A 20,984-nucleotide genomic window follows, 5' to 3' on the forward strand; every position below is an offset into this window, starting at 1 on the left:
TCGAGAGGGGCAGGGGGCCTATCGGGTCACCTGTCAGTCATAGATGATCGTGATACCGCCGGGTAGATCGAGAACGCGGGCGCCGATGGTCCTCGCCACATTGGTCAGGGCAAGATCCGGCGTCCTCGTACTGAATGTGCCGGAGATCGTGCGGGCGCCCAATCCGGAGCTCAGCACCAGCACATTGCCCGAACGGTAACGCGCGATCTCGGCGATCACATCGCGGACCGGCTTGCGGTAGAAGATCATGCGGCCGCGGCGCCACGCCAGGGCTTCGTTCTGATCATAGACAGGCTGGCGTTGCGATGACGTTCCTTCCGAAAAGGCTTGCTGGCCGTCGGTCAGCAGAATTTGGGCCGCAGGGTTGGAGATCGGGCCGAAACTTACCCGCCCATGTGCGACCGTTACCGTCGTGCGCGCTCCATCCATTCGCACGTTGAAGTGCGTGCCTAGGACGCGGATGCGTGAATCACCCGCTGTGATGACGAAAGGACGCGAGGGGTCCCGGGCCACGTCGAAAAAAGCCTCGCCCTTCAACAAGCGGACTTCCCGCTTGCCGGATGCGAAACTCGTGCTGATCGCCGATCCCGTGTTGAGTGCGATCCGCGAGCCATCGACGAGACTGACCTGCTCCATGTCGCCGGGCCGCGTCATGGCGTCCGCTTGCATGCGCAGCGCGAGATCAGGGCCCCAGGCGAGGCCAAGACCAAGTACGGCGGCGGTCGCCGCTACCGTGTCGATCCGGCGGCGCACCCTTTGACGGCGAAGCGCGGTTTCCTGTCGCTCGCGAGTCGCGGTCATTTGCGCGGTCGGGGCGACCGCCTCGCGCAAGGAGCGCATTTCGGCATAGGCATATTCGTGTGCGGGACGTTCGGCGAGCCAGGCATCGAACGCCGCGCGCTTCTCCAGCGCGTGCGGTCCGGAGAGGTGTTCGATCCATTCCGCCGCGCGCTCAAGCGTGTCGAAATCGGGTTCCTCGAATTCAGGGACGATCGCTGCCGTCATGCCATCTCGACGCGCGGATTCTTCACCAGGCCCATCGTCATTTGCCCCATTTCGGATGTTATCGTCGATCACGGCCAGAGTCCTGCTTGTACCAGGCGCTCGCGAATATGCGCCATCGCCGATGCGAGCTGATGTTTGACGGTCTTCTCAGCGATCCCCAGGCGCTTGCCAGCTTCCTTGGCGGTCAGCCCTTCGCCGCGGCACAGCAGGAAGACCTTGCGGCGTCCTTCCGGCAACTCGTCGACCACAATCCGCAGATAATCGATAGCGCGCCGGGCGTTGTAGATACGTTCGGCGTCGGGCGCCGGGGTCGCGACGGCCGTCGCGTCGGCTTCGGCATCGTAGAAGGTCGAGCGGAAGCGGTTGCGGCGTAGCCAGTCGAGCGCAAGATTGCCGGTGACGCGCTGCAGGAACGCATCGGGATTGTCGATCGAGCGGTCGTCGGCGGCATGGGCAACGCGCAGCCACACATCCTGAAGCAGATCCTGCGCCGCCTGGTCGCATCCGGTGCGGCGCTTCAGGAAGGACGCAAGTGCGGGACTGAGGCGTATATACGCCTCATAAAGCGGTCCGCCGGGGTCGCCGCTCGCCAACGCGCGCGCCGCCCGCGCCCGCGCGATAGGGACCAGCCTTTCAGGATCGTCTGCCTGACCCACCACGTGTTCAACCCCGGTTCGGGGCCATTCTACACGAAAATGCCAGTCGGCCCCTTTCTTCGACGCGCGGGGAGGGGAAAGGGCCTATCGGGAGAGGAGATTTTTCTCGAACGCGGCTGGCTATCCGAAGAGGCAATCGCAATTGGAGAAGCTGCCCGGGGATTGTTACCCGGGCAGTTCCCCATGCGGCGCTGCTTACAGCTTGACGCGCATGCTCAGTTTGAAGCTGCGCGGCGAGCCGTAAAAATTGCCCCCCCCTATACCGCCGACCGTCTCGTAATATGTCTTGTCGAGCAGATTCTCCATCTGCAGGTCAAACTGCAGCTGGCTGTTGATTTTGTAGCCGATCGCGCCGCTTAGGACGACATGACCTGGATCGGTGAACGAGACTGCTTGCCGTGCTACGCAGCGGGGAAGTCCGGTTACCGGATGGGGCGCAAAGGTGGTGCAGTAGCTGTCAACCCTGAAGGTCTTGGTTTGCGCTTGCGCACCGAAGCTGACGCTCAACCCCTTGAAGCGCGAATTTTCGCCGGCCGTGTAGCTAGTCCACAATTGCAGCCGGTGTCGTGGCGCGAAAGCGGTGAGCGGCTGGGCGCTCCCGTCGAAAATCTTGGCATTCTTTACGTAATTATAGTTAAAGTTGTAGCTCGCAGAAAGCTGCCAACCCCTTCGGATTTCGCCGGAAATTTCAATATCCGTGCCATAGCTGATATTCTCGCGCGTTGGATCGAAGATGTAGCAGCAGCTCTTCAATACCGCTACTTGGCCTGGGTTTGATGTCGAAGTGCTCGTGCAGCGCGCATCGGGAATGTCGCCGGAGCAAATCGGATCGCCGGCGGCATAACCTAGCTGCTTGGTGTAATAGACCGACAGTCCCGCATTAAGCTTGCGGCTTGGCGACGTCCATTTGAGCTCGCCCTCGAAATTTTTGCCGGTAATCGGTGGCATGGGATTGCCATTTCGATCGAGGCTATTTGATTGGTCAATATAGATATCGTTATATACGGCCGATCCGGTTAAATTATTTGTGATGTCGTAGCTCCATGAAATGGAAGGTGGCCATGAGAAATCTGATCCCTTAACTACGATATTTGATCTTGTTGGGAGCTGGTCGCCAACGGAATGATTAAAGCAAACGCTATTATTGTCAATTATGTCCCACAAATAGCAAGTTCTATTAATGAGATCTCTATTTCTATATCCAGAATATCTAAGGCCAGTATTGATATGTAAATGCTTTATAATATTTAGAGATAAATTTAAGTACGAATTCAAGTACCTATAGTCACCGTAAATGACTTTGGATGAATATCCAGGTGGAAATGGCGGCTCAATAAACTGGCTAGAATTGAATGTTAATATGTTGACAGTGGGATACAAATCCATTCCGGGAAAGGTCGAGGTGGCTCCAGTGTATGGGTCGCTGGTCTGTCCGGCCAGCGTGCCGGCCGGATCGCTCATTGAGTAATTGGCGCCGAAGACTATTTTTTGATCTCGGCCAAATAGCCGAAAGCTTCCGTCTAGCGTCACTTCGAGCATTGTCGCCCGAATGTGATTAAACAGGTAGCCGCCGGTGTCAGCGCGTGACCCGAGAAGAGTATATGGGTTAACTGATCCGAATATGCTTGGGCCTATGGATGCTTGCCGCTGTTGAATGCGGGTGCCCTTGATCTTTAGCGTCCATTTGTCACCGATCCGCTGATCGATCTGGCCAAAGAATTCCCTATTTTCGGCGTTGTTCTTGGCATAATCGAAGCAGAAGCAGGTCGAGCGTGGCAGCCCGAGGGAGCGCCCGTCCTGATAACGAACGAAGCCGTTGACGAATGGAAGGTCGTGGCTGTCCTGGTAGTTGAAACCGATGCTGACCAGCGTCGAGGGCGTCAGATCATATTCCAGCGACGCGGAGAGAACGTTGCGATTGGCTTTCGCGATCTTGTAGAAGAAGTTGTTGTCCTGATGTGTAGCGATGAAGCGACCGCGCAATTTCCCGCCGAAAGCGAGCGGGCCGGTGACATCGACACTGACCCGGTGCCAGTCCCAGCTGCCGATCTGCATGTCGAGCAGGAATTGCTGGTGATCGAGCGGCTTCTTGCGGACCAGGTTGATGATGCCGCCGGGATCGCCGAAGCCAGTGAACGTACCAGCCGCTCCACGCACCAGTTCGATGTGATCGTAAAGCGATAGGTCGATGACTCGGTTGTATGCGGTCCCGGCAGTATTCATCGGAGCGCCGCCATCGAACTGGAATTGGGTGATCTCGAAGCCGCGCGAATAGAATTTCAGCTCGTCCGCGCTGCTGCCCTGCGTCACCGTGACGCCGGGGAGGTTGCGCATCGCGAGATTGAGGTCGGTGATGTTCTGGTCCTGGAGCCGCTGGCTGGTCAGCACCGATACCGACATCGGCGTGTCCTTGATGCTGGCGGCCGTCTTCGAGCCGACCGTCAGTGCATTCGACGTATAGCTGCCTGTGCCCTCGGTTGCGGTCACATCCCGCGACCCGTTGATGCCATTGACCGGTGACGAGCCCGGAAGCGCGCTCGATCCACCTTGCGAGCCTTGCACTCGGACAGCGCCCAGCACGCGCTCACCGTCGGGGCTGCCAGCCGGCGTTGCCGCGATGATCGTGATGACGCCGGGCTGCGTGTAGCGGAAGGTGTAGCCGGTGCCGCTGAGCAGCCGCGCGAGCGCCTCGTCGACGCTCATGCGTCCTGACAAGGCCGGTGCCTGGACGCTGGGTGGCAGTTCGTCGCTATAGAGAACCTGGATGTTGGCCGTGCTGGCTACCGCGACGATCGATTGCGAAAGCGGTTGGGCCGGAACCTGGAAGTCATGGCCGGTGTCGGCAGTCGATTTTTCCTGGGCGGCCGCGTTCGTGCTCGCGCACGCTACGGCGATCGCGCTCAAGGCGGTCAGGGCCATCAGGCTCGATTTCAACCGCGTCCCGAATTGCGTTCGATAGTACATTTTCCCCCCTCATTCTTGGCGAAGGCAGGGTGCACTTGAGTGTGCACCCGATACCTTCCACCCGCGAGGTCCCCGAACGGACCATCGGCCGAACCAAAAAAACTTTGCAAGCCTGTTGGCGGATCGGGTGGAGCGCGATGCTTTGCGGTGTGCGTCGGCGACGCGCGTTTCTTCCCGGCAGCCTCGCTTGGGCGAAGGCTGGGTCGGCCCGCCGTCTCTCCACTCCTTTGGCGGGCCGATCGTCTCTCGCAATCAGGTGGCCCGCTTCGTGCCCGGCGCCTCTCCAGCTAGGAGCTTGGAATGAAGACACGTTGGTCGGACGAGGCGTTGGTCGACGTGCCTCTTCCCGAATATCCCCGCCCCCAATTGCGGCGCGAGGCCTGGACCAACCTGAATGGCGCCTGGGACTATGCGATCCAGCCGCGCGCGGCTGCGGCTCCTTCTGAATTCGAGGGCAAGATCCTCGTACCCTTCGCCGTCGAATCCGCTTTGTCCGGCGTCGAGCGCCGCGTCGGGCCCGATCAGCGGCTCTGGTACCGCCGGACCTTCGCGGCGCCTGACCTGGAAGAAGGCGGTCGTCTCTGGCTCCATTTTGGCGCGGTCGATTGGGAAGCCGAGGTCTGGCTCAACGGCAAGCCGCTCGGCATCCATCGCGGCGGCTATGACCCGTTCCGCTTCGACATCACCACCTCACTCGTCGAAGGCGAGCAGGAACTGGTCGTGGCCGTCTGGGATCCCAATGACGCCGGCGCCCAGCCGCGCGGCAAGCAGATCAACGACCCGCATGGCATCTGGTACACGCCGGTCACCGGCATATGGCAGACCGTTTGGCTCGAAGCCGTGCCCGCCAGCTATATCGAGAAGCTGCGGATCCAGCCCGACTATGATGCCGGAAGCTTCAACGTCTCGGTGTATCTCAACTGGACGCGCGCCGATGCCGCGTTGAAGATCCGCGTGCTGGCCGATGGCGAAGAGGTCGCCCAAACCGTCATCGACCGCTTCGATTGCATGACCGATTATTGCAGCCCGGTCGAAATCGCCATTCCCCATCCTCGTGCCTGGTCGCCCGCCGACCCGTTCCTCTACGATTTCGAACTTATCTATTCGGCCCCCGGCATCGAGGATCGCGTCACCAGCTATGCCGGCCTTCGCAAGGTCGAGGTGCGGCGCGCGACCGACGGGCGCGACCGCATCTGGCTCAACAACAAGCCGATCTTCCTCTACGGCCCGCTCGACCAGGGGTGGTGGCCCGATGGCCTCTATACCGCGCCCACCGATGAGGCTTTGCGCTGGGATATCGAGACGACCAAGGCGATGGGGTTCAACATGACCCGCAAGCACGTCAAGGTCGAGCCGGCGCGCTGGTATCATCATTGCGACAGGATCGGTCTCATCGTCTGGCAGGACATGCCGTCCGCCATCAAGACTGGTGAACCCGGGCATCTGCCGCAACGGCTTCAGCCGCTCGACGGCGTCTTCAATCCCGAGGACGCGGCGCAATGGCGTGCCGAGCTGTTTGCCATGATCGATGCGCTGGAACATTTCCCCTGCATCACGTCCTGGATTCCCTTCAACGAATGCTGGGGGCAGCATAACACCAATGCGACGCTGGCCGCGGTCAAGCAGCGCGATCCGTCGCGCCTCGCCAACGGACCCAGCGGCTGGAACGATCTCGGTTATGGCGAGACGTTCGATCAGCATATCTATCCCGGACCCGGCATGTGGGACCCGCAGCCGGGGCGGGCCTCCGTGCTCGGCGAATTCGGTGGCCTCGGCGCCCGGCTCGAGGATCACAAATGGCAGGAGACCGGCAATTGGAGCTATCGTGACAGCGCCAATCTCGAGGAACTCGCTGTCCATTATCACTCGATGATGCTGCAACTCGCCCAGCTGATCCCCGACGGCCTCTCGGCCGCCGTCTATACCCAGTTCACCGATGTCGAAGGCGAAGTGAACGGGCTCGTCAGCTACGATCGCGATGTCGTCAAAATTCCCGCTGAGCGGCTTGCGGCAATGCACGCGCCGTTGACGACGGCGCTTGGTGCCAGGGCAGCGCGCGTTTCGGGATAATATTCTCGACAATGCGCAAAGGCAGCTGCGGGGCCTTGCGCCAGTTCGAGACAGAAAGGCCGTTATCCGACTCGTAACGGCCTTTCCCGCCCGGCCGGACGGATGTCTGGCCGGGCGGTTACCCGCTACTGAACCGTCCATCATTCTGTACCGCGGTGACTTCGAGCCGCACCCTCCTTATGATCTGTTGGCGGTTTGTTTATCGAAGGTCGTCTTCTGTCGACCGACACGCCGCGGAATGCTCGCAATCCGAAATGTCGCACCGCTGCTCTGACGCTGCAAAGAAGGGGCGTGCCATCCCGTTTGGCGAGCCCGCCGTGACCACCTCGACGAGACTGCCGTGTTGCCGGCCGGCGTTCTGGAGATTGTGATTGCGGCTTCGATCCCGCCCGGTCGTTCAGGTCCGAGGTCACTTGGTATCGCCATCCGCGCGCTTACGCGTGGCGCTGGATGAAAGGCCGTCCACTTGGCCGTGACGGTCTTTCCCGCCCGGCGGGTCTCTGGGAGGAGAAGGCAACCCGCCGGGCGGACTTGGCACGGACCCGCTCCAAAGGAACGGATGTATAGGCGCCCTCGAGCTGGCCATTTCTTGGCCCAAGAACCTGCTGGCTGCCCTGATCGGTCACCGGGCCGATAGCATCCTCAGCCGATCAAGTCCGCCACGCGCTCCTTGACGCCGACCGGTTTCCATAAAGGCTGAAGGGCGCCGCGTTCATACCAGAAAGCGGCTGCCGACCAGTCGTCGGCGCGCTCGTAAAGCATGCCGCTGTCGATCCCGATCTGCTGGATTGTTACCCGGATCGATTCTGCACAGACGATCGGGTCCGCCAGATGCCAGCGATAGAGCGAGACGCGTCCGGTATCCTCGTCATGCTCCTGCTCGCGAAAGTTGAGGCCGTGATGGAGAAAGGCCTGGTCCTGAACTCCATAAGCGCAGCCGACATAATCCTCGGCACCCGTCCCGCAGATGGTCGGGAAGGCTTGGTCGCCGTCGATATAGACCTTGACCTCGCCTTCGCCCCACCAGCGGGGTTCGCTGGGGCCTATCCCGAGGATCGCGCCGAGATAGCGGATCGCGCCGGTCCGCCGGGGCAGGATCTCGAAGTCGGTCCCGATCCGGGTCGGGCTTTCGCGCCTGAAACCCGCATGCAGTCGTCCGAGATCGGCGGGATGGTCGTCGCCCAGTGTATAGTCGATCTGATAGAAGAGCGCGAAGCGCCAGTCGGTCTCGTTGACGAGCTCGACCCGTGCATGACGCAGGAAGGGCATGGGGAGCCAGCAATTCATGCCATAAGCGGATGTGACGCTGTGCATGGCGGATTGGAACGCTTGGCAGCGGCCTTGGGCGAAGCCGAAGAATTCGCCCAAGGGAAGCTCGACCGAGGGAAAGGCGCTGTCTTCCCAATAGATCCGGATCATCACGCCACGGGCCAGGCCGGGATGCAATCTGGTCGTCATCCACCAATGCCTCAAGCTCCCGGGACCGGTGATATCGGCAAGGGTTACGGCTGATTGCGGCTCGACGAAACGCCAGGCCGATCCCTTGCGCCCCGGCCCGAGCGGCGACGCCGCCTGGCCGCCCATCCCGGGCGTACCGGTCGGATTTTCGAACGATATCGCGCGCGACACGAGCTTGGGGTTCCAGAGATAGGGCTCAAGACTATCGCCGTGCATGAAGTCGCTTCCGATTGCTTGGTTGGGCGCGTCGGATGACGCGGGTCGATGAAAAAACGGGCTGGCTGTGCCGGGCCCGCAACGAAAAGGCCGCCACGCTGATGCGTGACGGCCTTCCCCCGTCCGAGAGGGCGGGCTTGGGAGGAGGACAGCTCCGTCGCGCCCGGACGGCTCGCGTCAGCGGGAGGCAGCGATCGCGCTGCTCGCCTGGTTGCCCACCGCCGTTGCTGCGAGCTGATTGCCGGTGATCGCGACGGTGCTCGCTTGCAGGGCTCCCGTCGCCATCCGGTAGCCGCCCGAGATTTGCGCGCTCACCGAACCGGTATTGACCTGACGGCTGGCAAGGCCGAGCACGTCGCTTGTCGCCGCAATGCTGTTGGTCGCGCTGTTGCCATAAGCAGTGGCCGACTTGACCGCAGCTTTTTCGGTAAGGACTGAATTCGTCACGATGCCGTTGAGCGGGGCGGCAAGTCCCGTGACCGACGCCGCGATGGCGGCGCCATTATACTGCGCACTCGCCAGCGCGACATCGCCTGTGACCGTATCGTTCGCGATTCCGCCCGGTACGGTGGCAGCGGTCCCTGCATCGATGCTGTTCTCCGCCGTGTTGCCGCGCGCCAAGGCCGTCGTGCCATTGCCTTCCATATCGATCATTGAACCCGTCACCTCTGTCGCGGTCGCAGGGTTTGGAGCCGAAGCCGAAGCGGTCACCGTCGCAAGATTGGATTGGCTGTTGGCCAGCGCCAGGCTGGCGCGCGTGATGGCCGATCCTGCCTCCAGCGTGTTGAGCGCGCGATTGCCGGCGGCTTCGGCGGCCTCGCGATTGTCACTGATGGTCAGCATCGAGCCCGCGATCCGGCCATCGCTGCCGGCAGCGCCGAGGCTCGAGCCGCTATCGGCCTCGACTCGCCCTTCGGCGAATTGCTGGTTGGCAAGGGCTGCATCCGCCTGCGCGAGTGGAGCGACCAAGGGAGCTGCCGAAGCGCTCGCGGATGCGGCAGTGGCCGGTTGCGCGCCGACGCCGGTCAGGATGTTGGTGGCGTCGTTCATGACCGCGAGCGCGCGATTGTCGTTGCCGGTGATGGTAATATTGGCATCCGCGGCATTGGCCGGGAGCACGGTCGCCGCCTCCGAAGATGCCGCGACCAAGGCATTGCCATATTGGAAGGACGACAGTGCAGCGCCGCTGGTGCCGCCGGCATCGAGCGCGTTCGCGGTCATGTTGCCGAGCGCCTGGGCGCCCTGGTTGTTGCCGGTTATGGCCAGCGTGGATTGGGCGGTGTCCGGTGCGTCGATGCCGCTTCGCGTCGCGACATCGGCCGACACCGCCGTCCTGATCACGCCTGACGGGTCGGGTTCCCCCAATGTCTGGTGGTTGCCGATCACGAGATCGCCTTCGGCGCCATAAGAGTCGCCGGTCGGGCCTGCCAATGCGGGATGTGAGGCGCCTAGCATCGGAATGGCATCCGCCGATGGGGCCGGGTTGCCTTTTGCGGCCAGCGCGTTGGTGGCCATATTGCCGGTCACATAGCCTGCCACCACATTATCGCCGATCGTAAGCACCGATCCGGTCACGGTATCCCCCGCCGTCACTCGTTCGCCGGCGGGCAGGCCTGGCGCGCCGAGTGCTATTGTCACATAGCCGTTGCCCGACTGAAGATTGGCCAGCGCAGCGCTGGGCGCCGTGCCTGCCGAGGTCAGGGTCAGCGCATTGTCGGTGTCGTTGCCCACGCCGCTTGCGACCGTGCTGTTGCCGGTCAAGGTCGCAACCCCGTCCGAAAGACCTTGGCCGAGCGAGATTTGTTCGCCGGCAGCGGCGATCGAGGCAGCGATGGTGCTGCCATCAAAGCTTTGAGCAGCCTGGATCACCGCCTGGCCATCGGCATACGCGTTCTCGTCCGCCGAGACGAGGGCGGACGCTGGACGTGCGCTGCCCGACCCCGTTGCCGTCTCGAGGTCGAGCCGGCTTTCGGCCCTGTTCGCCGCCGCGGTAGCGGCAACGCTGTTGTCGGCAAGCGAAAGGCGCGAATCCGTCGCCGCGCCCCCTATGTCGATCCCGACGCCTCCCAGCGTGTCGGCCCGGATCTGGGCGCCGCCCGCATGCTGGACCTGGGTCAAGGCGGCCCCGGGCCCGTCGCCTTCGAGCGCCGCAGCGGTCAGATCGAGCGCTGCGGCTGCGCGGTTGCCCGTGGCCGCCGCCGTCAAGCTGTTGGTATTTGCCACGATGTCGCTTGTTGTCGCGCTGCTGGACGAAATTCCGAAAGTGGGACCCGCGACCTGACCATCCTCGGTCATGTTGCCGGTTCGCGCCTTGATGAGACCGGTTGCCTGCTGGACGCCGAGCATGGCGAAACCTGCAGTGCTCGAAGCCGATCCGTCCGCCGTTCCTACCATGCTGGCTGTTACGCCGCTCGTGGCAGAAGGCGCCAGGACTGCACCTTGGACAGATAGCGTCAGGGTCGCATCATTGCCCAAGGCCTCGCCGGCAATGGCGTTATCGGCGAGCGAGACCGATGAGTCCGTCAGGGCACCGGTGCCGATCGTCATGTCCTCGAAGATCCGTGCCGCGGTCACCGCAACGTTGGAAAGCGGGGCCGCGGACTGGGTCGAGACCATGCCGGCGCTCGCGGATGATGCGGCACCCGAAAGATCGAGCGAGGCGCTCGCCGCATTGGCGATCGCCGATGCCGTCGTGTCGTTGGACTGAAGGGCGAGGCTGCTGGCCGTCACGTCGCTTGCAGCAATTGCGATGGGCGTATCGAACGCGTCCGCGGCAAGGCTTCCGGCCATTCGTTGGGCGTTGGCGACGAGCATATCCGCTTTTGCGTCAACGGAAGCGGGTGTCGCGGCGAGGCCGGCCGGGCCGAGCGCAGCGTCGCTGGTGCCGCCGGTCTCCAGCGATTGCCCCGCGTCATTGCCGCCTATGGCGGCCTTGATGTCGTTTCGTGCGACCGTGACGGTCGATCCCGTTACCTCTCCATGGTCGCTCGCGACGGGCGCGCCGTCGATGTCGGCAAGCGAGAGCGCGGTCGACAGCCTCTGGTCGTTGCGGAGCATCTGTTGGCCGCTCGTCAACGTCGTGGTCTGCCCATGAGCCGGTGTCACCGCGAGGATGCCGGCCAGGGTGAACCCCGCCTGGGCCGAAAGCCGGCGGCGCATCTTCGAGAAGGGGCGTGTGTAATTCATCGGATTTCTCCAGTCGTGAGGGGAGGATGAGGAGTGCCATTCGAACCCGCCAGCAGGAGGTTTGACGGTTCCGGCCGACGGGCAGGCTTATTGGAGGCCGGGGCAGGGGCCCTGTCCCACCAGTCCTGCCGCGCAAGGCAAGGCGCGGGGTCGCTCTGGGTCGCGGCCGCCACCAGCTGGAGCGTCGCTTCCTCGAGCGCGGTGCGAATGCCGAGCTGGAGCGGTTCCTGGCCCTTGGCCCCGAGATTGATGTCGAAATGCGTCGAGCCGAAGAAGCGGAACAGGTCGAACCCGACTTCATAGCCGGTGAATTGCTTGGTCAGGCTCACCGTCTTCACGACGAGCAGCGAGCGCGTGTCGACGATCCTGAGGTCGATCGCGACCGACTGGGTATAGGTGCGTGCCTTGGGACCGATCTGTCCGGCCCGCGCCTCGGCACCCTTGGAACGAATGTCGTAATTGAGCTCGGTGATGCCGCCGACGATGAAATAGTCAGAGGCTGCGATACTGCCGCCATAATAAGGCAGCCAGGCAACCGGCGCCGCGCCTGGACCGGGTGTGTGCCTGGCCCCGTCGCCCAATTGGCGATGGTCCATATAGGCGAGTTCGCGCTCGGCGACCGCGGGATCGAACCGCTCGGCGATCCGGATGCCGGGCGCAAGCTTGCCGAGCGCCGAGCTCACCATCAAGGCGCCGCCCTGGGTGATCGCAGCACCCTCGTCGATCGCATATTTGCCGGTATAGTCGCGCACGTCGCCCACCGCGATGACCGGCGGCCTTACCGAGCGGGCGGCAAGCCGGCTCGCCAGGCAATCGAGTGCCGGATCCATCGGTGTGCGATTGTCGCGCGCAGGTCGCCCGATCGGGGTCGGCGCCTCGCCGGGCGCCAGCCGTACCTCGTGAAGGCCCGAGCAACCCGGGGCGATCGCGCAGACGATGAGTGCACCGACGGCGCGCGCAACGCGCGCCCTCGGCATCGAGCGGGGCGCCATCAATTGAGCACCCCAAAGGCGCAGGCGCTGGCATTCTCGACCCGCGATTGCTGGTCGCCTTCATTGGCTTGCTCGGAATTGAGCGCTTGCCAGGCGGTGCCCGTCACCGACGTCCTGGTCGATCCGGCAAGCGTGGACGAGACGGCGCCCAAATTGTGCTGGGCGCTTCCCATCGAACTCCCGGTCGTGCCGCCGTCGATAGTGGCCGCGTTCGCATTGCCCGTCGCGGTCGCTGTGGCGCCGGTCGTGCTCGGCGAATTGGCGAGCGCTGTCTGGCTTCCCTGATTGCCGGTCGCCGTCGCGCTCAGCGAGCAGACATATTGGCGATCGATATTGGTCGTGTAGCTGGGCGTCGCATAGGCGCCGCCGCGCTTGCGCTCGATGAGGTCACTGAGCGCCGCCTTGGCGGCAAGCTCGCTCGCGGTCGCGAACTGCCAGGCCCTGTTCTCGTTGAGATTGTTCGCCGATGCGGTGCGCGGAAGCGTCGCGACCGCAAGCGCGACGATGATCGTGAAGGCGAGGGGGCGGGATCGGACATAGCCGGTCGCCGGCATGAGATAAGAGCGCATGATCGTACAAAAGCCCTTCTAGCTGCGAGACCGGTCTTGGCCTCGACCGGCTGCGGCTTCTGCTCGAGCTTGGTGGATCGCGGCACTGGCCCTTGATCGACGGACGCCGCCATGCGCCGCCTTTCCGCCGTGCTGCTGCTGCTGGCTTGCGCGCGGCAGGGCCGCACCGGCCCGGTCAATACCTCCAATCGGTCGAATGGCGGGCGAGCCGCCCAAGTGCTCCTTTGCGCGCATCCATTATCGATGCGGGGAACAGGAATTGATCAGGGTCTTGCCCTTCGAGGATCGCGCGCGTGCGCCGCGCACTTTCGACACGATGTTCGAGGATCGCAAGCGGCTGTTCGTCGACTTGCTCGGTTGGGACGTGCCGGTCGTCGACGGCCGCCTCGAACTCGATGCCTTCGACACGGACGGTGCGCTTTATGTGATGGCGCTCGATGCCGACGGGCGCCACCAGGGATCGCTGCGCCTTTTGCCGAGCGACCGGCCGCATCTCCTCGGCACTGTCTTCGCGCACCTGTGTCCGCTCGGCGTGCCGCAAGGATCCGGCATTTATGAGATCACCCGGCTGTGCCTGCCTTCGCGCCTCGGCGCCCGCTGCCGGCTGGCGGTTCGCAATGCCCTCATCTCGGCGATGGTCGACCACGCCCTTCGTGCCGGCGTCACGCGATTGACCGGCCTGGTGGAAGAATCGTTTCGCAAGCATGTTCTGACCATGGGCTGGCTTGCCGAACCCCTGGGCCCGGCGATCGCCTCGGACGGTCAGCTGCTCGGCGCCTTCCAGCTCCACCTCGATGACGACACGCCCACACGGCTCGGTTGGACAGGTATCTATCGTGAGGGCGAGGGGCCGCATTTCGCCCCTCTGCCTGACGGTTCGGGCATGATCGGGCTGCTTCCCGAAGAGGGCGACGATGGGCCCGAACACTCGGGGGGCCAGGGCGCCGACGAGGATGCGAGGTGAGCGCGCCTGCTTTCGACTGGCGCGATCCCCGGCCCTATCGTGCGCTGCTCGCCTGCGGTCGCCCCGGGCTCGCCTGGGAAGTCCTGCGCCGCGATCCGGCCTATCGCGATGCGGTACTCGGGTTGGCGCGACCGGGTTCGCGTACCGAATTGCGGCTGGTCCGGGCAGCAGCACCCGACTTCGTCGCGCGCTGGGGGCTTCATTTTCGCCGAGGACCCACTTTGTCCCGCCTGGGGCGCACTGCCGCTCTGGTCGGCAGCTGCCGATCCGGCGGTGCTCCAGGCGACAACCACGCGCCCGACCGGGAATACGGCGCTCTCGGCAGAACTTCTCCGGCACCACGATTGGCGGATCGCACGCGGAACGAACGACCATCTGGTGCTCGATGTCGGAAGCTTCGCGCTGCGGATCGATATTGCTGGCGGCAATGTTTTGGCCGCACCGCGGGATCTCTCTTTCCACCTGGGGCCGGCCAGAGGCTGGCGCGATCGGCTGCCGAGAATCCGCTCGATCCTGTCGGCTGCCGAGGCGGGGCGCGCCATTCTCCCGCCGCCACCCGAGCCAGGGCTTTGGCGCGCCATCATGGCGCTGCGCACGCTCGATGCACTGGCTGCGGGTGCGAGCCTCCAGACGATCGCCCGCGACCTGCTCGAAATCGACGATTGGCCAGGCCCCGGCGAGTCCGCCAAGTCGCGCGCCAGGCGACTGGTGTCGCGCGCCGGGCGCTTGCGCGACGGCGGAAGCTTGGCGGTTCTTGCCGGACGGCTGTGACGAAGCGGGGCGTCCGGGAGCGGAGTTGGGAAATTATGCTGACGAGAACTATTTCAAGGACAGAATTATAGAAAAATGAACCAATAATAACGCCAATTTGGCTTAATATTTGAAATTTTCGCCGAGCGAAAAATATTAACTATTGGGATTGCGGGAAAAGAAAAGTTGGATCGTTTCTGGCATGACTTAATTTATCGGGGATTATTTGAAATGCGTTACCTGATCGGGTTCGTTATTGCTTCCTGCGCCCTTGCGGCGTCGGGGCCTGCCGTGGCCAATGCGGCCGACGATGTTCTCACTCGCTCCACGACGGTCAAGGTGAGCGATCTCGACCTGACCAAGCCTGAAGGCGTGGCGATGCTCGATGGGCGGATCAAGATTGCCGTGCACAAGGTCTGCATGGAAGTCGATTCGAGCCTGCACGCGCGGGCGCTGTCGTCCCGTTGCATGCGTGAGGCCAAAGTCATGGCATTCCGGCAGCGGGATCTCGCCATTGCCCGCGCCGAAAATGGCGCGGGCGCGACCAAGCTTGCCTCGGCGAACGGCAGCGCAGCGTCGCGCTGACGATAAGCGGACAAGCAGCCGGCCGGACAGCATCAAACCGGCCGCTTGCCGTTTTTCCCTGGCGTCCGCACCGGCTGGGTGCGGGCGCCAATTTTTGCCGATTGCGTCGTTCACAAACCCAGCTTGCCGTTCATTTCGTCAGCCGCTCTATTCGCTGCGTCTTCGCTCTCGAAGTGATCGGCCAGGATATCGCGGCGCCAAACGCTGCCATTCCTATGGTGATGCACGATAAACCAGTCGTTCATCGCTTTGTTGGACCTGACTTCAAATCGTTCGCGTTCCTCGGTCATCGCAAATCCTTGGCCAGCCAGCGTCATCCGTTCGTCAGAACAGCAATCAAGGTCGATGCCGCTCCAGCAACCACAGACAATGCTGTCCAGACAGCGGCGCGCCGGTTCAAGGCGCTCGACTGTTGCATGGTTTGGTACGTGGCGATGATCAGGTGTTGAGACGCGCGCGTCGGATCGATCGGCTCGATCTGCCCGTCATGCTCCCAAATGGGAGCGACATTCACCTTGCTCGCCCGGTACCACAGAATGGCGGCTCGCATGCCGGCCACGAACGACACGATAGCGACCCATAAAGCGGGGCTATCCGCCATGTGCACCACTCATATCCAGAACGCGCTTGTGCTCCACCAGGCCCCCTTCGAAGCGTTCCGGGCTCTTGTCCGTCTCTGCTTCGCGAAGAACTTCCTCGAACTTGTCGAGCTGCGATTTGGCATAAGTCATCTTCGTCGTCATCCAACATCCGGCGTTGCGCGCAGCGGCCCTTATCAGTTTTTCCTGTGTCCATGACATCCATCTCCCTCGTGCCGCTTGGCCAGTTTCGAGCAGTTCGACTTGGTGGTTCGACAGAGTTGCGGCCATCGGCCGCCGCGCCCGTTTCCCGTGCGTCGAAATGCGGTGCCGGACGCGGCCTCGCCCAGCGAACGAGGACCCGACCATGGCAACAAGCACCGCGGCCATCTCCCAGGTCATCGCCTTCGGCGACAGCCTGAGCGATATCGGCCAGGGCTATGTCGACGGTAACGGCCCAACCGCCATCGCGTGCATGGCCGACCGGCTCGGCATCGACCTCTTGCCCGGCCGCATGGCATCGAGCGATTGTCGGGCCAGCCGCTGTTATGCCGTGAGCGGCGCGGGGTCCGGAAGCGGCGAGGGCACGGCCATCAAGTCAGCGCTGTTCGGGCGGGGACTTCTCGCGCAGATCGGCGATTTCGAGGAGGCCTTGCGTTCGGCAACCCTTGCGATCGACGCTGGCACGCTGTTCTTCATCGCGATCGGGCTCAATGATCGCCAGTTATCCTCCGAGCAGATCATCGCTCATTTCGAGATCGCGCTTGCCCGGCTTCATGCCTGTGGCGCTCGCCGCTTCGCCATTGCCCGCCTGCCGGAGATCAGCGCCGGCTATGTCGACGTGGCGCGGCGCATGAATGCGTTGCTGCCGCAGATCGTCGCAAACGCGGTCGCCGCTTATCCCGACGCCCGCATCCATCTGAGCGACTTCGGCAGCTATTTCGACGAAATCCGGCGCAATTCCATCGAATTGGGGATCGACAACGCAGACGAACCCTGCGCGCCGGGGCGCGCCTTGTTCGGCGAAAACCCCGAGCGAAACGGAGATCCCGCGCGCTATTTCTATTATCATCCCGACCATCCTTCCGCGGCTGTCCACGCGATTGTCGGTACGGTGCTCGCAGTCGAGATGCGTGAGGCGTTCGATGTGCCTTCGCAGCCGATCGAAGCCGGTAAAGGGTGGATGCGCCCGCCTGCCCCTCGCTCGGCCCACGGCTGAGGGTCGAGCCGCATCGGCAAACGGTTCGAGAAGAAAGCTGGTTTGCCCGGGGCGAGGGGGGACGTCCTAGCGGCGCTCGTCCAGTAACCCCCTCGGCAGGATATGTGGTGCGCCCCGGTCGCTTAGGCAGCCTTTCCGCGCCGCTCTTGCTGATGGTCGGACAGCGCTCGATAGCGTCCTCCCGGAATGGCCATCAGTTCTTCGTGCGTTCCATCCTCGACGATGCGGCCGCGATCGAACACCAGGATCCGGTCGAGCGCGCGTATGGTCGACAATCGGTGTGCGATCACGATCGCCGTGCGTCCCTGCATCAGGCGTTCGGTCGCCTTCTGGATGAGAAGCTCGGACTCGGAATCGAGGCTCGACGTCGCCTCGTCGAGGATCAGGATCGGCGCATTGGCGAGGAACGCCCGGGCGAGCGCGATACGCTGGCGCTCGCCGCCCGACAATTTGATCCCGCGTTCGCCGACAAGCGTGCCATAGCCAAGCGGCAGGCGCGTGATGAAGTCGTGGGCATTGGCAAGCGTCGCCGCCAGCTCGACCTCCGCCCGCGTCGCGCCGGGCCGGCTATAGGCGATATTCTCGGCCACGCTGCGGTGGAACAGGATAGGCTCCTGGGCAACGACGGCGATCTGCTTCCTCAGGCTCGCCTGCGATACGTCGCGAATGTCCTCGCCATCGATCGTGATCCGCCCCTGGGTCACATCATAGAGACGCTGCACCAGCTTCACGAAGGTCGTCTTGCCCGAGCCCGAGCTGCCGACGAGCGCGATCCGCTGTCCCGCCGGGATCGTGACGTCGAGCTTGTCGTAAAGCGGCGTCCGGTGTCCGCCATAGTGAAACCCGACCCGCTCGAACCGGATCTCGCCCGACGTGATCGCGATCGGCCGCGCATCGTGCGCGTCGACGATACCAAGCGGCTCGTCGTTCAGTCGCACCATTTCCTCCATATCGTTGAGCGAGCGTTGCAGCTGGTTGATGTGAAAGCCGATGTCGCGAAGATAGCCCTGGATGACGAGATAGGTGGTAAGCACGTAGAGGACATCGCCTGTCGTGGCCTTGCCGCTTGCCCAGAGCCAGATGGCCGCGCCCGTCACCAGCGACCGTACCACCCAGAGCAGCGCCAGCTGCGCGATGTTGCCGAGCGCGCTATAGCCCCAGGTCCGGCGGATACGACGCTTCCATTTGACCACCAGACGCTCGACACGACGGTCCTCGCGCTCTTCGCCGGCAAAGCCCTTGACCACGCTGATCGCGCTGATCGCATCGGCGATCGCACCACCCATCGCGGTGTCCCAGCGGTTTGAGCGCCGTGCCGCGGGAACGACGATCTTCGCCGAAATATAGACCGCAAGCACGATGTAGAGCGCAGCACCAATCGTCATGGCGATGCCGAGGACCGGCCAGTGCGCGGTCAGAAGCACGATCGTGCCTCCCAGGACGAGCATCGCCGGCAGCACGCCGAGCAGGGCAGAAGCGGCGAGCGCATCCAACGCCCACATGCCGCGCGTGATCTTGCGGACGACCGAGCCCGCGAAATTATTGGCATGCCAGTCGGTCGAGAAGCGCTGCAGGCGATAGAAGGAATCGCGCACCACATCCTGCATCACGCGGATGGTGAGTTCATTGATGCAAATGAGCGCCGGACGGCCGAGGAGGAACGGAGCCACGGTCAACGCGGTAATGGCGCCGAACGCGGTGAGCGCGGCATGCTTGCCCGCCGTGCCGAGCTGCAAGGCGTCCGTGAGCTTGCCGACGAAAAGGGGCACGAGGACCTCGGCGGCCGTGCTCGCCAGCACCATCGCGATCGAGATGATGAGCCAATGCTTGTAGCGGCCCCAGCGGGTGAACGTGAAGCCCAGCCCGAGCCGCATCGCGTCGCGCCTGTTGAGCGATCGATCTTCCTTCATGGTAACGCGTGCCGCACCGCGCTTGCGCGCGATGTCTCCCCTGTTCGATGGTATGAATTGCGCTGGACCTCGAGGTTGCTCGCTTGTCCGCTGCTCTTGTGAAACGTCCGGATCGATGCTGCACCGCAACGAAGGCCGGAAAACTTCCAGGTGCGCCGCGTAGGGATTGATAATCGGGCGCCGTCAGGAGGGCGCGGCGAATACTCCCTCAACCGTCAAACGGGGGCCGCCTGCGGTGGTGCAGGCTCTTGCGCGTTCTCTTTTAAAATGCCTCGCTGTTGGGAGCCCGAAGTGGGTTGGACGGTCGCTGAAGAGATATCGGCAAAAGGCGCGCGAGCCGACGGCGTGGAATACCGCTCGTCGCTGCTGCGCTTCCTGACCAGCCGCGTCGGCTGCCGGGCAACCGCGGAAGACCTCACCCAAGAAGCGTTCCTGCGTTTCGCGCGCACAGAGACCGTGCGCAATCCCAAGGCGTTTCTGTTCCAGACCGCGGTCAATCTCGTGCGGACCGCGGCGCGTTCGGAAAGCAGGCGAGCGAGGCTGTCCGATTACGCCCACCTCGTCATGCCCGACGATATCGACATGCTGACGCCGGAACGGGCGCTTCTCGCGTCCGACGAATTGGCGCGCATCCGGATGGCGATCGAGAGCCTGCCGCCGGTGTGCGCGCAGGTCTTTCATCTCCATCGCAACGAGGGCCTGACCCAGCGCGAGATAGCGGCACGCCTCGAGATCTCGACAACGGCGGTCGAGAAATCGATGCGGCGCGCGCTCTCACGGCTGGCCGCCGCGGCCAATGGTGCGGTCGAGCAACGTCATTCTGGTCAAGCGGCGCCAGAAGAGTAAGTCTCGGCTCGTCATGAGCGATCTGCCGTCAACCGATGCCGAAGACGTGGAGGAAGCCGCGCGCGGCTGGTATCTTCGCCTGGTCGGCGGAGATGCCCGTCGTGGCGAATTGGCGGCACTCGAAAAGTGGCTCGCTGAACGCCCGGACCATCGCGCGGCCTTTGCGCGTGCGCGCGCTATCTACACCTCAGCGGTCGCCGACCCGCTCGCGGTCGCGCGCAAGGTCGAGCGCCGGTCGCGTGATCGGCGCCGCTATGCCATGGCGGGTGCGGCGTGCGCGGGCGCCTTGGCACTGGCCGTCCTTCCCAATCTGCCTTGGTTGACGGCGGATCAGGCAACCGCGACCGGCGAGATCAGGCGCCTGGCCTTGCCCGATGGCACAATCGCCTATCTCGATACCGGCAGTGCGCTCGACATGAGTTTTCAGGCCGATGGACGTACCATCGAGCTGAGACGCGGCCGCGCCTGGTTCAAGGTCGCGCATGAAAGCCGGCCATTTCGCGTCCGTGCCGCTGGCGCGGATATCTCCGATGTCGGTACGGCATTTTCGGTCGAATTGCGGGACAAGGGCGGCGTCGAGGTCAGCGTCGAGGACGGCCTGGTCGATGTCCGCATCGACGGTGTGACCCGGCGCCTCGCCCGGGGTTCGCAAGGGACGTTCGTGCCCGGCGCGCCGGTACGCATGGCCAACGTCGACCATGACGTCTTCAGGTGGCGCGAGGGACGGCTGTCGTTCGACAATCGTCCACTGGGCGACGTGCTCGCGGAGATCGGTCGCTATCGTCACGGATATATCTACGTGACCGATCGCGAGGTTGCCGCCCGGCGCGTGTCGGCAATGCTGTCGGTCGACGCCTTGGACAGCGGTCTGGCGGCGTTGGCCGAAAGCCAGCATCTGCGCATTCGCCATGTCACGCCATGGCTGCTCGTGGTCTCAGCCGGCGAGGCGCAATAGCTGCTATTGGCGACGCGACGGCGCGCCATCGAAATTTTTTTGTAGTGCCGGGTTAGGTAGG

The 20,984-nt window shown here is 63.5% G+C and carries 18 protein-coding genes and 1 pseudogene; 8 read left to right on the top strand and 11 right to left on the bottom strand.

The annotated features are described in order from the left end of the window. Positions 1-33 precede the first annotated feature (33 nt). The 3 genes from Q0L25_RS14710 to Q0L25_RS14720 all read right to left on the bottom strand — a co-directional run bounded on the left by Q0L25_RS14710 (position 34) and on the right by Q0L25_RS14720 (position 4,580). The gene (locus tag Q0L25_RS14710; RefSeq protein ID WP_296615492.1) at positions 34-1,005 is read right to left on the bottom strand and encodes a FecR family protein; all 972 of its coding nucleotides are present in this window, start codon (positions 1,003-1,005) and stop codon (positions 34-36) included. A gap of 68 nt (positions 1,006-1,073) precedes the next feature. After that, positions 1,074-1,664 (bottom strand): RNA polymerase sigma factor, encoded by a 591-nt coding sequence (locus Q0L25_RS14715; RefSeq protein ID WP_296615494.1) that lies wholly within the window; start codon positions 1,662-1,664, stop codon positions 1,074-1,076. A gap of 192 nt (positions 1,665-1,856) precedes the next feature. Beyond that, entirely contained in the window at positions 1,857-4,580 is a 2,724-nt protein-coding gene (locus tag Q0L25_RS14720; protein WP_296615495.1) for a TonB-dependent receptor, read from the bottom strand. Between the two features lie 345 nt (positions 4,581-4,925). On the opposite strand from Q0L25_RS14720, the gene Q0L25_RS14725 reads away from it, so the two are divergent. Then, the gene (locus Q0L25_RS14725; protein ID WP_296615497.1) at positions 4,926-6,695 is read left to right on the top strand and encodes a glycoside hydrolase family 2 protein; all 1,770 of its coding nucleotides are present in this window, start codon (positions 4,926-4,928) and stop codon (positions 6,693-6,695) included. Positions 6,696-7,337: 642 nt separating this feature from the next. On the opposite strand, the gene Q0L25_RS14730 is transcribed toward Q0L25_RS14725, so the two are convergent. The 4 genes from Q0L25_RS14730 to Q0L25_RS14745 all read right to left on the bottom strand — a co-directional run bounded on the left by Q0L25_RS14730 (position 7,338) and on the right by Q0L25_RS14745 (position 13,116). Next, entirely contained in the window at positions 7,338-8,369 is a 1,032-nt protein-coding gene (locus tag Q0L25_RS14730) for a glycoside hydrolase family 172 protein (RefSeq protein ID WP_296615498.1), read from the bottom strand. A 177-nt stretch (positions 8,370-8,546) separates the two neighbouring features. Further along, complete coding sequence (locus tag Q0L25_RS14735) at positions 8,547-11,555, bottom strand: hypothetical protein (RefSeq protein ID WP_296615500.1); 3,009 nt, start codon at positions 11,553-11,555, stop codon at positions 8,547-8,549. Then, a complete protein-coding gene (locus tag Q0L25_RS14740) occupies positions 11,552-12,532 on the bottom strand; it encodes a CsgG/HfaB family protein (protein WP_296615502.1) in 981 nt (326 codons plus the stop codon). Before Q0L25_RS14740 ends, Q0L25_RS14735 begins: the two co-directional genes overlap by 4 nt. A gap of 14 nt (positions 12,533-12,546) precedes the next feature. Further along, entirely contained in the window at positions 12,547-13,116 is a 570-nt protein-coding gene (locus Q0L25_RS14745; RefSeq protein WP_296615504.1) for a hypothetical protein, read from the bottom strand. A gap of 259 nt (positions 13,117-13,375) precedes the next feature. Here Q0L25_RS14745 and Q0L25_RS14750 point away from each other — a divergent pair, with 259 nt between their 5' ends. The 4 genes and pseudogenes from Q0L25_RS14750 to Q0L25_RS14760 all read left to right on the top strand — a co-directional run bounded on the left by Q0L25_RS14750 (position 13,376) and on the right by Q0L25_RS14760 (position 15,415). Next, positions 13,376-14,080 (top strand): acyl-homoserine-lactone synthase, encoded by a 705-nt coding sequence (locus Q0L25_RS14750; protein ID WP_296615506.1) that lies wholly within the window; start codon positions 13,376-13,378, stop codon positions 14,078-14,080. After that, positions 14,077-14,238 (top strand): annotated as a pseudogene (locus Q0L25_RS21815) (DUF6499 domain-containing protein); the annotation flags it as partial. The gene Q0L25_RS14750 and the pseudogene Q0L25_RS21815, both read left to right, overlap by 4 nt. Then, complete coding sequence (locus tag Q0L25_RS14755; RefSeq protein WP_296615508.1) at positions 14,189-14,851, top strand: DUF2285 domain-containing protein; 663 nt, start codon at positions 14,189-14,191, stop codon at positions 14,849-14,851. The pseudogene Q0L25_RS21815 and the gene Q0L25_RS14755, both read left to right, overlap by 50 nt. 210 nt (positions 14,852-15,061) lie before the next feature. After that, a complete protein-coding gene (locus Q0L25_RS14760; protein ID WP_296615509.1) occupies positions 15,062-15,415 on the top strand; it encodes a UrcA family protein in 354 nt (117 codons plus the stop codon). Positions 15,416-15,525: 110 nt separating this feature from the next. Here the strand turns inward: Q0L25_RS14760 and Q0L25_RS14765 are convergent, their stop codons facing one another. Genes Q0L25_RS14765 through Q0L25_RS14775 form a run of 3 tightly spaced genes read right to left on the bottom strand, consistent with a single transcriptional unit; the run spans position 15,526 to position 16,158 of the window. Then, a complete protein-coding gene (locus tag Q0L25_RS14765) occupies positions 15,526-15,705 on the bottom strand; it encodes a hypothetical protein (RefSeq protein WP_296615511.1) in 180 nt (59 codons plus the stop codon). Between the two features lie 23 nt (positions 15,706-15,728). Further along, positions 15,729-16,016 (bottom strand): hypothetical protein, encoded by a 288-nt coding sequence (locus Q0L25_RS14770; RefSeq protein WP_296615513.1) that lies wholly within the window; start codon positions 16,014-16,016, stop codon positions 15,729-15,731. Continuing rightward, positions 16,006-16,158, bottom strand: a complete 153-nt coding sequence (locus tag Q0L25_RS14775; RefSeq protein WP_296615515.1) for a hypothetical protein — start codon at positions 16,156-16,158, stop codon at positions 16,006-16,008. The genes Q0L25_RS14770 and Q0L25_RS14775 overlap by 11 nt, the downstream gene beginning before the upstream one ends. Positions 16,159-16,360: 202 nt before the next feature. On the opposite strand from Q0L25_RS14775, the gene Q0L25_RS14780 reads away from it, so the two are divergent. Then, entirely contained in the window at positions 16,361-17,212 is an 852-nt protein-coding gene (locus Q0L25_RS14780; protein ID WP_296615517.1) for an SGNH/GDSL hydrolase family protein, read from the top strand. Positions 17,213-17,334: 122 nt separating this feature from the next. Here Q0L25_RS14780 and Q0L25_RS14785 read toward each other — a convergent pair whose 3' ends face one another. Next, complete coding sequence (locus Q0L25_RS14785) at positions 17,335-19,122, bottom strand: ABC transporter ATP-binding protein (RefSeq protein ID WP_296615519.1); 1,788 nt, start codon at positions 19,120-19,122, stop codon at positions 17,335-17,337. 291 nt (positions 19,123-19,413) lie between these two features. Here Q0L25_RS14785 and Q0L25_RS14790 point away from each other — a divergent pair, with 291 nt between their 5' ends. Together Q0L25_RS14790 and Q0L25_RS14795 are read left to right on the top strand one after the other, a co-directional pair. Further along, the gene (locus Q0L25_RS14790; protein ID WP_296615521.1) at positions 19,414-19,968 is read left to right on the top strand and encodes a sigma-70 family RNA polymerase sigma factor; all 555 of its coding nucleotides are present in this window, start codon (positions 19,414-19,416) and stop codon (positions 19,966-19,968) included. A gap of 13 nt (positions 19,969-19,981) precedes the next feature. Further along, on the top strand, positions 19,982-20,923 hold the full coding sequence (locus Q0L25_RS14795; protein WP_296615523.1) for a FecR domain-containing protein: 942 nt from the start codon (positions 19,982-19,984) through the stop codon (positions 20,921-20,923). Positions 20,924-20,984 lie beyond the last annotated feature (61 nt).

This window comes from Sphingomonas sp. (assembly GCF_024508665.1).
In the GTDB taxonomy this organism is placed as follows: Bacteria; Pseudomonadota; Alphaproteobacteria; order Sphingomonadales; family Sphingomonadaceae; genus Sphingomonas.

What these genes read in the sequence shown, in the direction of transcription:
- Q0L25_RS14735 (WP_296615500.1), bottom strand. Translation starts at nt 11,555, where the DNA reads ATGAATTACACACGCCCCTTCTCGAAGATGCGCCGCCGGCTTTCGGCC.
- Q0L25_RS14720 (WP_296615495.1), bottom strand. Translation starts at nt 4,580, where the DNA reads ATGGCCCTGACCGCCTTGAGCGCGATCGCCGTAGCGTGCGCGAGCACG.
- Q0L25_RS14745 (WP_296615504.1), bottom strand. Translation starts at nt 13,116, where the DNA reads ATGCGCTCTTATCTCATGCCGGCGACCGGCTATGTCCGATCCCGCCCC.
- Q0L25_RS14780 (WP_296615517.1), top strand. Translation starts at nt 16,361, where the DNA reads ATGGCAACAAGCACCGCGGCCATCTCCCAGGTCATCGCCTTCGGCGAC.
- Q0L25_RS14785 (WP_296615519.1), bottom strand. Translation starts at nt 19,122, where the DNA reads ATGAAGGAAGATCGATCGCTCAACAGGCGCGACGCGATGCGGCTCGGG.
- Q0L25_RS14740 (WP_296615502.1), bottom strand. Translation starts at nt 12,532, where the DNA reads ATGCCGAGGGCGCGCGTTGCGCGCGCCGTCGGTGCACTCATCGTCTGC.
- Q0L25_RS14770 (WP_296615513.1), bottom strand. Translation starts at nt 16,016, where the DNA reads ATGGCGGATAGCCCCGCTTTATGGGTCGCTATCGTGTCGTTCGTGGCC.
- Q0L25_RS14765 (WP_296615511.1), bottom strand. Translation starts at nt 15,705, where the DNA reads ATGACCGAGGAACGCGAACGATTTGAAGTCAGGTCCAACAAAGCGATG.
- Q0L25_RS14730 (WP_296615498.1), bottom strand. Translation starts at nt 8,369, where the DNA reads ATGCACGGCGATAGTCTTGAGCCCTATCTCTGGAACCCCAAGCTCGTG.
- Q0L25_RS14710 (WP_296615492.1), bottom strand. Translation starts at nt 1,005, where the DNA reads ATGACGGCAGCGATCGTCCCTGAATTCGAGGAACCCGATTTCGACACG.
- Q0L25_RS14795 (WP_296615523.1), top strand. Translation starts at nt 19,982, where the DNA reads ATGAGCGATCTGCCGTCAACCGATGCCGAAGACGTGGAGGAAGCCGCG.
- Q0L25_RS14755 (WP_296615508.1), top strand. Translation starts at nt 14,189, where the DNA reads ATGCGGTACTCGGGTTGGCGCGACCGGGTTCGCGTACCGAATTGCGGC.
- Q0L25_RS14760 (WP_296615509.1), top strand. Translation starts at nt 15,062, where the DNA reads ATGCGTTACCTGATCGGGTTCGTTATTGCTTCCTGCGCCCTTGCGGCG.
- Q0L25_RS14725 (WP_296615497.1), top strand. Translation starts at nt 4,926, where the DNA reads ATGAAGACACGTTGGTCGGACGAGGCGTTGGTCGACGTGCCTCTTCCC.
- Q0L25_RS14775 (WP_296615515.1), bottom strand. Translation starts at nt 16,158, where the DNA reads ATGACGACGAAGATGACTTATGCCAAATCGCAGCTCGACAAGTTCGAG.